Below are 11,335 nucleotides of genomic sequence, written 5' to 3' on the forward strand. Positions count from 1 at the left end.
CCCCTGGGGGGCTTGCGCCCCCGCCTCGGGGTGGGCGCCCCCCGGCGCCCCCGGGCGCCCCCCCACCTCAACCCCAACGGCCCGGCCCCCCCGTCGCGGGGGTGCCGGGCAGTGGCGGACAGCAGTCGGTCAGGCGCCGATCGCGTGCAGACCGCCGTCGACGTGGATGATCTCGCCGGTGGTCTTCGGGAACCAGTCCGACAGCAGGGCGACGACGCCGCGGCCGGCCGGCTCCGGGTCGCTCAGGTCCCACTTGAGCGGGGAGCGGTGGTTCCAGGTGTCGGCCAGGTCGCCGAAGCCCGGGATGGACTTGGCGGCCATCGAGCCGATCGGGCCCGCCGAGATCAGGTTGCAGCGGATGTCCCGCTCGCCCAGGTAGCGGGCCAGGTAGCGGTTGGTCGACTCCAGGGCGGCCTTGGCCGGGCCCATCCAGTCGTACTGCGGCCACGCGTACTGGGCGTCGAAGGTCAGGCCGACGACCGAGCCGCCGTCCTGCATCAGCGGCAGCAGCGCCGTGGTGAGCGACTTGAGCGAGTACGCCGAGACGTGCATCGCGGTCGCCACGGACTCCCACGGGGTGTCCAGGAAGTTGCCGCCCAGGGCGTCCTGCGGGGCGAAACCGATCGAGTGGACGATGCCGTCCAGGGTCGGCAGGGTCTCGCGGACCTGCTCGGCGATGCCGGCCAGGTCCTCCGGGCTGGAGACGTCCAGCGACAGCACCTTGACCGGCTTCGGCAGCTTCCTGGCGATGCGCTCGGTCAGGCTCGGGCGGGGGAAGGCGGTGAGGATGATCTCGGCGCCCTGCTCCTGGGCCAGCCGAGCGGTGTGGAAGGCGATGGAGGACTCCATCAGCACACCGGTGATCAGGATCCGCTTGCCCTCGAGGATTCCACTCATGATCAGTGACCCATGCCCAATCCGCCGTCGACGGGAATGACGGCTCCGGTGATGTACGCGGCCTCGTCCGAACCGAGGAACCGCACGGTGGACGCGACCTCGGCGGGCGCCGCGTAGCGGCCCAGCGGCACGCCCGAGACGATCTCCGCGCGGCGCTCGTCGCTGAGCACGGCGGTCATGTCGGTGTCGACGAAGCCGGGGGCGACCACGTTGACGGTGATGTTGCGCGGGCCGAGCTCGCGCGCCAGCGAGCGGGCGAAGCCGACCAGGCCGGCCTTGGAGGCGGCGTAGTTGGCCTGGCCCGGCGAGCCGGAGAGGCCCACCACGGAGGAGATCAGCACCACGCGGCCCTTCTTGGCGCGCATCATCAGCTTCGACGCGCGCTTGACCACCCGGAAGGTGCCGGTCAGGTTGGTGTCCACGACGGAGGTGAAGTCCTCCTCGGACATCCGCAGCAGCAGGGTGTCGTTGGTGATGCCCGCGTTGGCGACCAGCACCTGGACCGCGCCGTGCTTCTCCTCGATCTCGGTGAAGGCGGCGTCGACCTGCGCGGCGTCCGTGATGTCACAGCGCACCGCGAGGACGTCGAACTTCGCGAGGGCCTCGGGCACCTCGCCCGAACGGCTGGTGATGGCGACCTTGTCGCCCGCCTCGGCGAAGGCCTGGGCGATCGCGAGGCCGATGCCCCGGTTTCCTCCGGTGACGAGAACCGAGCGGCTCAACGATCCACCTCTCTCCGTGTCTGAGCGGGTACGTCCGAACGCGTACGCAGTGTGACGCTATCGGGCGGTCGGCGGCGGCGGCGAATCGAGCTCCCACAGCGCCGCACCGGAGGAACTGTCGCAATCCGACAATCCGCGCCCCCGGCGCCCCGCGCCCGCCGGCCGTCCGCCGCAGGCCGGGGCACCGCCGCGAAAGAACGGACCGTGCGGGAACGCTGTGCGGGAACAACGGGGGCGGGCGTGCCCGTTGCCCCCGTGGTGCGGGCCGACCCCGGGGCCGGACGTACCCTTCCCCCGAAGAGTCCCGGCGAGGAAACGAAGGCAGGGCGCATGACCAAGGCACGGCCCGGGAGCACCACCGGACGCGGACGACTGCTCGCCCTCACCGCCCTGGCCGCGGGCCTGGGCGCGACCGCCTGGGCGCTGCGCGACCTGCCGGCGGCGTTCGGGCGCCGCCCCGACGGCGGGCGCGAGGAGCGGGTGCGGGACTCCGCCCAGTACCGCGACGGCGTCTTCCACAACGCGCCCTCGACCCTCGCCCGGGCCGGGAGCGCCCCCAGCGTCGACCGCGACACCGTCCGCCGGATGCTGTTCCAGCGCGAGGGCCGCGTCCCGGCCCACCCGGTGCCCACCGTCCGCCCCGCCGCCGCCCCCGGCCCGGCCGCCGAGGGCGTGGAGATCACCTGGTACGGGCACGCCTCCGCGCTGGTCGAGATCGAGGGCTCGCGGGTGCTGCTCGACCCGATCTGGAGCGACCGCTGCTCCCCCTCCGCCCACGTCGGCCCCAAGCGGCTGCACCCCGTCCCGGTCGAGCTGGAGGAGCTGCCGCCGGTCGACGCGGTGCTGATCTCCCACGACCACTACGACCACCTCGACATGGCGACCGTCAAGCGCCTGGTGCGCAGCCAGTCCGCGCCCTTCGCGGTGCCGCTCGGCATCGGCGGCCACCTGCGCCGCTGGGGCGTCCCCGAGCACCGGATCATCGAGCTGGACTGGGACGAGACCTGCACCCTGGGCGAGCTGGTCCTCACCCTCACCTCCGCGCACCACTTCTCCGGCCGCGGCCTGACCCGCAACACCACCCTGTGGGGCTCCTGGGTGATCGCCGGGCCCACCCGCAAGGTCTTCTACACCGGCGACTCCGGCTACTTCGAGGGCTACGCCCGGATCGGCGCGCAGCACGGCCCGTTCGACGCCGCCCTGGTGCAGATCGGCGCCTACGACGCGGCCTGGCCGGACATCCACATGACCCCCGAGGACGCCGTCCTCGCCCACCGGGACCTCACCGCCGGGCTGCTGGTGCCGGTCCACTGGTGCACCTTCAACCTGGGCCTGCACCCCTGGGCCGAGCCGATCGAACGGCTGCTCAAGGAGGCCAAGGCCCAGGCCGTCCCGCTGGCCGTCCCGCGCCCCGGCGAGCGGATCGACGTGGACAACCCGCCGGAGCTGGACGGCTGGTGGGAGTCCGTCTCCTGACGGCCGCGCACGCCCCCGGACCCCCCTGGCCGAAACCGCAACGCACCGGACCAAATGCGCTGGCCGGGAACCCGGTGGAAGGGAAATGATGCGGTGCGGACGCCCCTGTGGCGCCGCACCGCCACCCTCCGCGACCTGGGAGCCCGATTGCCTCCGATCCCTCCGGCCGACAGCGCCGGCGCCGCGCACGGACGCGCCGTCGACCCGCTGTTCCTCGCCCTGCCGCTGCACGCCCTCGCCGACGCCGCCCTCACCCGGGCCCGCGAACTCGGCGCCACCCACGCCGACTTCCGCCTGGAGCGGGTCCGCAGCGCCTCCTGGCGGCTGCGCGACGCCCGGCCGGCCGGCACCTCCGACACCGTCCAGCTGGGCTTCGCCGTCCGGGTGCTGCTGGACGGCGCCTGGGGCTTCGCCGCCGGAGTCGACCTCACCCCGGGGGCCGCGGCGGAGGTCGCCGCCCAGGCCGTCGCGGTGGCCCGGCTCTCCGGCGGGATCAGCCGGGCGGCCGGCTCCACCGAGCGGGTCGAGCTGGCCGACGAACCCGTCCACGCGGACGTCACCTGGGTCTCCTCGTACGAGGTCAACCCCTTCGAGGTGCCGGACGCCGACAAGACCGCGCTGCTCGCCGAGCGCAGCTCCCGGCTGCTCGCCGCCCCGGGTGTCTCGCACGTCCAGGCGGCGCTGCTGACGGTGCAGGAGAACAAGTTCTACGCCGACACCGCGGGCACCGTGACGACCCAGCAGCGGATCCGGCTCCACTCCGACCTGGAGGCCACCTCGGTCGACGAGCGCACCGGCGCCTTCGACTCGATGCAGACCCTGGCCCCGCCGGTCGGCCGCGGCTACGAGTACCTGACCGGCACCGAGTGGGACTGGGACGCCGAGCTCGCCGAACTGCCCGTCCTGCTGGCCGAGAAGATGAAGGCCCCGAGCGTCCGCCCGGGCCGCTACGACCTGGTCATCGACCCGTCCAACCTCTGGCTGACCATCCACGAGTCGATCGGCCACGCCACCGAGCTGGACCGCGCGCTCGGCTACGAGGCCGCCTACGCCGGCACCTCCTTCGCCACCTTCGACCGACTCGGCAGCCTGCGCTACGGCTCCGAGCTGATGAACGTCACCGGCGACCGCACCGCCGAGCACGGCCTGTCCACCATCGGCTACGACGACGAGGGCGTCGCCACCCAGTCCTGGGACCTGATCCGGGACGGCGTCCTGGTCGGCTACCAACTCGACCGCGGCATGGCCAAGTTGAAGGGCTTCGAGCGCTCCAACGGCTGCGCCTTCGCGGACTCCCCCGCGCACGTCCCGGTCCAGCGGATGGCCAACGTCTCGCTCCAGCCCGCCGTCGACGGCCCGGACACCGCGGGCCTGTTCGCCGGGGTGGAGAACGGCCTCTACATCGTCGGCGACCGCTCCTGGTCGATCGACATGCAGCGCTACAACTTCCAGTTCACCGGCCAGCGCGCCTACGCCATCAAGAACGGCGAACTCGCCGGCCAGGTCAAGGACTTCGCCTACCAGGCCACCACCACCGACTTCTGGGGCTCGATGGCGGCCGTCGGCGGCCCGCAGACCTACCTGCTCGGCGGCGCCTTCAACTGCGGCAAGGCGCAGCCCGGCCAGATCGCGGCGGTCAGCCACGGCTGCCCGTCGGCGCTGTTCCGCAACGTCAACGTGCTCAACACCCAGCAGGAGGCGGGTCACTGATGACCGCGATGCAGCCCCACGAACTCGTCGAGCTGGCCCTCGGCCTGTCCCGCGCCGACGGCTGCGTGGTGATCGCCGACGAGGAGTCCACCGCCAACCTGCGCTGGGCCGGCAACGCCCTGACCACCAACGGCGTCACCCGCGGCCGCCGCCTCACCGTGATCGCCACCGTGGCCGGCGCCGAGGGCACCGCCTCCGGCGTGGTCGCCCGCGAGGCCGTCACCGCCGAGGACGTCGAGGGCCTGGTCCGCGCCGCCGAGGCGGCGGCCCGCGCGGCCGGACCGGCCGAGGACGCCCAGCCGCTGGTCGACGGCCGGCCGTCGTCCCCGGACTTCACCGCGCCGCCCGCGGAGACCTCCATCGAGGTGTTCGAGGCCTTCGGCCCGGCCCTCGGCGAGGCCTTCGCCCGCGCCGCCGCCCAGGGCGAGCTGCTGTACGGCTTCGCCCGGCACGAGATCACCACCAGCTACCTGGGCAGCTCCACCGGCCTGCGGCTGCGCCACGACCAGCCCACCGGCATGGTCGAGATCAACGGCAAGACCGCCGACCTCAGCGGCTCCGCCTGGGTCGGCGCCGGCACCCGGGACTTCACCGACGTCGACGTCCCCGCCCTGCACGCCGAGCTCACCAAGCGGCTCGGCTGGGGCGCCCGCAGGATCGACCTGCCCGCCGGGCGGTACGAGACGCTGCTGCCGCCCGCGGCCGTCGCCGACCTGCTGCTCTGCCTGCACTGGGCCGCCGGCGCCCGGGACGCCGTCGAGGGCCGGTCGGTCTTCTCCCGGCCCGGCGGCGGGACCAGGGTCGGCGACAAGCTCGCCGCGCTGCCGCTGACGCTGCGCGCCGATCCGGACGAGCCCGGCCTGGAGGCCGCCCCGTTCGTGCTGGCGCACCGCACCGGCGGCGACGTCTCGGTCTTCGACAACGGCGCGCCGATCGAGGCCACCGAGTGGATCCGCGAGGGCGTGCTGACCGAGCTGGTCACCAGCCGCCGGACAGCCGGCCTCACCGGCCTGCCGCTGCGCCCGGGCATCGACAACCTGGTGCTGGAGACGGCCGACCAGGAGTCCGCGCCGACCCTGGACGAGATGATCGCCCGCACCGAGCGCGGCCTGCTGCTCACCTGCCTCTGGTACATCCGCGAGGTGGACCCGGCGACGCTGCTGCTCACCGGCCTCACCCGGGACGGCGTCTACCTGGTGGAGAACGGCGAGGTGGTCGGCGCGGTCAACAACTTCCGGTTCAACGAGTCCCCGGTCGACCTGCTCGGCCGGATCACCGAGGCGGGCCGCACCGAGCCCTGCCTGCCCCGCGAATGGACCGACTACTTCACCCGCACCGCGATGCCACCCGTGCGTGTCGCGGACTTCAACATGAGTTCGGTCAGCCCGGCCTCATAGCCACTGACCAACGGGGGGATGGAAAGAACATGATGGACGAGAAGCGGCTGGTCAGATCGAGCAAGATGCTGTCGCGCATCCTGCGGCACGAGCCGGAGCTGGTGGGGATCACGCTGGACGACTCCGGCTGGGTCCGGATCGACGTCCTGCTCGGCGCCCTCGCGGCGAAGGGCAGGCCGCTCACCAGGCCCGAGCTCGACCACGTCGTGGCCACCAACAACAAGCGCCGCTTCGGCTACTCCCCGGACGGCCTCTCGATCCGCGCCAACCAGGGCCACACGGTGGCGGTCGACCTCGGTCTGACCGCCACCGTGCCGCCGCCGGTGCTCTACCACGGCACCGCCGACCGCCACCTGGCGTCGATCTTCCGCGAGGGGCTGCGCCCGATGACCCGCCGGGACGTCCACCTCTCGGCGGAGACCGAGACTGCCACCCGGGTCGGCGCCCGGCACGGCCGCCCGGTCGTGCTGACCGTCAACGCGGCCGCGATGGCGGCGGCCGGCCACGAGTTCCGGCTCAGCGAGAACGGCGTCTGGCTCACCGACGCCGTCCCCCCGCTCTACCTCTCCCGGCGCTCGTAGACGCTCCTGACGCCGTACGGCTCCCCTATCACGCCCGACCGGGTGGGCCCCGCCCACCCGGTCTCGTCGTCCCGGGCGCCCGGGCGTACCGTGAGGAGGCCGTGCGGAACAGCGCGCGGATGCCTGGACGAGGGCGGTTGGACACATGGGCAAGAGCGCCGGCGGCGGACAGATCCACCGGATCACGGGGGCGCGCAGCAGCCTCTCCGAGGACGTCCGGGGGCGCCAGCGCCGCTACGTCATCTCGATGCTGCTGCGCACCGTCTGCGTACTGCTCGCGGTGGTGCTGTGGAACGTCGAGCGCTGGCTGGCCTTCGGGGCGCTGGCGGGCGGGGTGCTGCTGCCGTACTTCGCGGTGCTGATCGCCAACGCCGGCCGGGAGCGGGCACCGGGCCTGCCGAGCTCCTTCGACTTCCCGTCCGACACCCCGCTGATGCTCGGCCCCGGTGGTACGGGTGGGGCTGGTGCGGCTCCTGGTACAGGACAGGCAAAGCCCTCCGGCACCGGAACGTCACCGAGCGCGAACTGACCGCCCGGTTTACGGGGATTGAGCCGGAATCAGGTCGGCGAAAGCTCAGAAGAAGCTCAGATTAATCATGCAAGACCTCCCCATCCGAGGCCTTCGGCGTGACATACTGCGTACGCGCTCCGCATCCCCCGTCGGAGCGACGGACCGACGCCGGGCGGCTCCCCCCGTGGCTGCCCGGCGTCGCCATGCCCGGATCCGGTCGGGCCCGCGCGGCGTGACAGACTGGCGGTGACCACGCACCCGCCGAACCCCGGAGGACGGCCCCCGATGGACACCCCGCAGACCCCGATCTGCTCCGCCAAGGGCTGCCGGGCGGACGCCCACTGGGTGCTGGTGTGGAACAACCCCAAGCTGCACACCCCGGACCGCCGCAAGACCTGGCTCGCCTGCGAGGAGCACCGCGAGCACCTGTCCCAGTTCCTGGGCGTGCGCGGCTTCCTCAAGGAGGTCGTCGCCTTCGCCGACTGGACCCCGGAAGAGGCCTGAGGCCCGTCCGGCCTAGGGCCTGTCCGGCGGATCTTGGCAGATCAGCGCGCGGCGTTGGGCGCCCGGCTGGGCGTGCGCCCGAGTCGGCTTCGTACTGGACGTACTTGGGCGATTCGGGCGTGCGTCCAGGCGGGATGCCCGGCGTCGCGCGCCTGGCAAGATCCGCCGGACAGGCCCTAACCGCCGATCGCCGACATCGGCCGCTCGGGCTGGTGGAACTCCGGGTCGTCGATCCCGGCCCCGGCCTTCTTTCCCCACATCGCCGCCCGCCACAGCGCGGCCAGCTCCGCGTCGTCCGCTCCCGAGCGCAGCGCGGTGCGCAGGTCCGTCTCCCCGGTCGCGAACAGGCAGTTGCGCACCTGTCCGTCGGCGGTCAGCCTGGTCCGGTCGCAGGCCCGGCAGAACGGCCGGGTGACGGAGGCGATCACGCCGACCCGGCCGGCGCCGCCGTCCACCACCCAGCGCTCGGCGGGCGCCGCGCCCCGGCGCCCGGACGGCTCCGCGGTGAGCGTGAACCGGGCCCGCAGCAGCTCCAGGATCTCCTCCGCGGTGACCATCGACGAGCGGTCCCAGCCGTGCTGGGCGTCCAACGGCATCTGCTCGATGAAGCGCAGCTCGTAGCCCCGCTCCAGGCACCAGGCCAGCAGGTCGGCCGCCTCGTGGTCGTTGACCCCGCGCATCAGCACCGCGTTCAGCTTCACCGGCGCCAGCCCGGCCGCCTCGGCGGCGGCCAGCCCGTCCAGCACGTCCTGGTGGCGCCGGCGGCGGGTGAGGGTGAGGAACACCTCGGGGTCGAGGGTGTCCAGCGAGACGTTGACCCGGTCCAGTCCGGCCTCGCGCAGCGCCGTCGCGGTGCGGGCCAGTCCGATGCCGTTGGTGGTCAGCGACAGCTCGGGGCGCGGCTCCAGCTCGGAGCAGGCGGCGACGATCGCGACCAGACCGGGGCGCAGCAGCGGCTCGCCGCCGGTGAAGCGGACCTCGCGCACGCCCAGGTCGCACACGGCGAGGGTGACCAGCCGGACGATCTCCTCGTCGCTGAGCAGGTCCGGCTTGGCCAGCCACTGGAGCCCCTCCTCCGGCATGCAGTACGTGCAGCGGAGGTTGCACCGGTCGGTGAGGGAGACCCGCAGGTCGACGGCGCGTCGTCCGAAGGTGTCGAGCAGCACGTGCGTCCCTTCCCGAAAAACCGCCGGCCCGGCCACCGTCGCGGCGGGCCGGGCCAGCATAGTCATGCCGGATCGATCAGTGGGCGCCCAGCCCGGTGAGCGAGCGGACCTCCAGTTCAGCGTACTTCGCCGGGTCCGGACGTTCCTTGGACAGCAGGGTGCCGAGCCAGCCGGCCAGGAAGCCGATCGGGATGGAGACCAGGCCGGGGTTCTCCAGCGGGAACCAGTGGAAGTCGGCGTCCGGGAAGAGCGAGTTCTTGGCCCCGGAGAGCACCGGGGAGAACACCACCAGCACCACCGAGGAGACCAGGCCCGCGTAGACCGAGCTGACCGCGCCGGTGGTGGTGAAGCGCTTCCAGAACAGCGAGTAGAGCAGGGTCGGCAGGTTGGCCGAGGCGGCCACCGCGAAGGCCAGCGCGACCAGGGCGGCGGTGCTGAGCTTGCCCGCGTAGAGGCTGAGCACGATGGCGACGGCGCCGATCGCGACGGCGGCCCACTTGGCGGACCGCACCTCCTCCTTCTCGGTCGCCTTCCCGCGCCGGATCACATTGGCGTAGAGGTCGTGGGCGAAGGAGGCCGAGGAGGCCAGGGTGAGCCCGGCGACCACGGCGAGGATGGTGGCGAAGGCGACCGCCGAGATCACCGCGAGCATGATCGCCCCGCCGGTGGTGCCGGCCCCGCCGCCGAGCTGCTCGGCGAGCAGCGGCGCCGCGGTGTTGCCGGAGGGCGTCTTGCCCTCGACGGCCACCATGCCGCTGCGGCCGACCAGCGCGGCCGCGCCGAAGCCCAGCGCCAGGGTCATCAGGTAGAAGACGCCGATGATGCCGATCGCCCAGAGCACGGACTTCCGGGCCGTCTTGGCGGTGGGGACGGTGTAGAAGCGGACCAGGATGTGCGGCAGGCCGGCGGTGCCGAGCACCAGGGCGATCCCGAGGCTGATGAAGTCGAGCTTGGAGGTGTTGGTGGCCCCGTACTTCAGCCCCGGTTCCAGGAAGGCCGAGCCCTTGCCGCTCGCGGAGGCGGCCGCGCCGAGCAGTTCGGAGGGGTTGAAGTGGTACTTGGCGAGCACCAGGACGGTCATCAGCGCGGCGCCGGCGATCAGCAGCACGGCCTTGACGATCTGCACCCAGGTGGTGCCCTTCATACCCCCTATCACCACGTAGATGATCATCAGCGCGCCGACCGCGAGGATGGTCCAGCGCTTGGCGCCCTCCCCGGTGACCCCCAGCAGCAGCGCCACCAGGGCGCCGGCGCCGACCATCTGGGCGAGCAGGTAGAAGATCGAGACCACGATGGTGGAGATCCCGGCCGCGGTGCGCACCGGGCGCTGGCGCATCCGGAACGCGAGCACGTCCGCCATGGTGAACCGGCCGGAGTTGCGCAGCGGCTCGGCGATCAGCAGCAGCGCGACCAGCCAGGCGACCAGGAAGCCGATCGAGTACAGGAAGCCGTCGTAGCCGGTGAGGGCGATGATCCCGGCGATGCCGAGGAAGGACGCGGCGGACATGTAGTCGCCGGAGATGGCCAGGCCGTTCTGGAAGCCGGTGAAGCCGCGGCCGCCGGCGTAGAAGTCGGCGGCGCTGCGGTTCTGCCGCCCGGCCCAGACGGTGATGACCAGGGTGGCCACCACGAAGAGCCCGAACAAGGACATGATCAGACCGCGGTGCTCCGTGGCGGAGCTGGCGAGCGGTGTCATTCGGCGGACTCCCGGGGGGCGTGGACGACGGCTCCGTAGGCCTCGCGGATCGCCGCGGCGGGCGGGTCGATCCGCCGGTCCGCGTAGCGGGCGTACCAGGCGGCGATGACGAAGGTGGTGACGAACTGCAGCAGCCCCAGCACCAGGGCCACGTTGATGTGCCCGACGACCTTGGTGCCCATCAGCCCGGGGGCGTAGCAGGAGAGCAGGACGTAGAGCAGGTACCAGAGCACGAAACCGATGGTGACCGGAAAGGCGAAGCTCCGGAACGAGCGCCGCAGGGTACGGAACTCCTCACTGTCATCGATGAGTTGGACTTCCGTAGCAGTAGTGGTGATCGGCGGCGAATCCACTCTGTCTCCTCACTCCTTCGGCGTAGCGGTCACACGGGGGGACAATTCGAACGTGAGGGACGTCACATTCCTCGTGCGCGCCGCGCAATGCTAGGAGCGTCGTGCCCACCCCGGAAGGGGTTGACCGCGATCAGCCAGTCGTTCACCCTCTCGAACCACCCAATTGGCCGAAAACCACCACTCGCGTCACATCCGGACCGGGGTCACCACAACCGAAAGGGGGGGGGCCCGCCCCCAGCGGCCCCCCCCCGGTGCGAACCGGGCGAGAATCAATCGGGACGGGGCGGCACCGCGGCCCGCCCGAGCCGGGGGGCGGGGGCCG

General features: G+C 72.5%; 11 protein-coding genes. 6 read left to right on the forward strand and 5 right to left on the reverse strand.

What is annotated here, in order from left to right:
• Positions 1–129 precede the first annotated feature (129 nt).
• Positions 130–897: an enoyl-ACP reductase FabI gene (fabI, locus tag ACFWXO_RS39970; RefSeq protein ID WP_375893907.1), complete on the reverse strand. Its 768-nt coding sequence runs from the start codon at positions 895–897 to the stop codon at positions 130–132.
• A 2-nt stretch (positions 898–899) separates the two neighbouring features.
• A complete protein-coding gene (gene fabG / locus ACFWXO_RS39975; RefSeq protein ID WP_375893910.1) occupies positions 900–1,619 on the reverse strand; it encodes a 3-oxoacyl-[acyl-carrier-protein] reductase in 720 nt (239 codons plus the stop codon).
• A gap of 330 nt (positions 1,620–1,949) precedes the next feature.
• On the opposite strand from fabG, the gene ACFWXO_RS39980 reads away from it, so the two are divergent.
• From ACFWXO_RS39980 to ACFWXO_RS40005, 6 genes are all read left to right on the forward strand, one after another.
• Positions 1,950–3,095, forward strand: coding sequence for an MBL fold metallo-hydrolase (locus ACFWXO_RS39980; RefSeq protein ID WP_375893912.1), 1,146 nt, complete (start codon positions 1,950–1,952; stop codon positions 3,093–3,095).
• Between the two features lie 156 nt (positions 3,096–3,251).
• Complete coding sequence (locus ACFWXO_RS39985; protein WP_380530848.1) at positions 3,252–4,805, forward strand: TldD/PmbA family protein; 1,554 nt, start codon at positions 3,252–3,254, stop codon at positions 4,803–4,805.
• A complete protein-coding gene (locus ACFWXO_RS39990) occupies positions 4,805–6,202 on the forward strand; it encodes a metallopeptidase TldD-related protein (protein ID WP_380530839.1) in 1,398 nt (465 codons plus the stop codon). The genes ACFWXO_RS39985 and ACFWXO_RS39990 overlap by 1 nt, the downstream gene beginning before the upstream one ends.
• A 32-nt stretch (positions 6,203–6,234) precedes the next feature.
• Positions 6,235–6,783, forward strand: coding sequence for an RNA 2'-phosphotransferase (locus ACFWXO_RS39995; RefSeq protein WP_380530851.1), 549 nt, complete (start codon positions 6,235–6,237; stop codon positions 6,781–6,783).
• 145 nt (positions 6,784–6,928) lie between these two features.
• Entirely contained in the window at positions 6,929–7,312 is a 384-nt protein-coding gene (locus ACFWXO_RS40000; RefSeq protein ID WP_380396305.1) for a DUF3099 domain-containing protein, read from the forward strand.
• A gap of 267 nt (positions 7,313–7,579) precedes the next feature.
• Complete coding sequence (locus tag ACFWXO_RS40005) at positions 7,580–7,798, forward strand: hypothetical protein (protein ID WP_375893920.1); 219 nt, start codon at positions 7,580–7,582, stop codon at positions 7,796–7,798.
• A 176-nt stretch (positions 7,799–7,974) separates the two neighbouring features.
• Here ACFWXO_RS40005 and moaA read toward each other — a convergent pair whose 3' ends face one another.
• The 3 genes from moaA to ACFWXO_RS40020 form a co-directional block, all read right to left on the reverse strand.
• Positions 7,975–8,964: a GTP 3',8-cyclase MoaA gene (gene moaA, locus ACFWXO_RS40010; protein ID WP_380530853.1), complete on the reverse strand. Its 990-nt coding sequence runs from the start codon at positions 8,962–8,964 to the stop codon at positions 7,975–7,977.
• Positions 8,965–9,040: 76 nt separating this feature from the next.
• On the reverse strand, positions 9,041–10,660 hold the full coding sequence (locus ACFWXO_RS40015; protein ID WP_380396304.1) for a cation acetate symporter: 1,620 nt from the start codon (positions 10,658–10,660) through the stop codon (positions 9,041–9,043).
• On the reverse strand, positions 10,657–11,013 hold the full coding sequence (locus ACFWXO_RS40020; protein ID WP_375893924.1) for a DUF485 domain-containing protein: 357 nt from the start codon (positions 11,011–11,013) through the stop codon (positions 10,657–10,659). The genes ACFWXO_RS40015 and ACFWXO_RS40020 overlap by 4 nt, the downstream gene beginning before the upstream one ends.
• Positions 11,014–11,335: the final 322 nt, after the last annotated feature.

The organism is Kitasatospora sp. NPDC059088 (assembly GCF_042738155.1).
In the GTDB taxonomy this organism is placed as follows: domain Bacteria; phylum Actinomycetota; class Actinomycetes; order Streptomycetales; family Streptomycetaceae; genus Kitasatospora.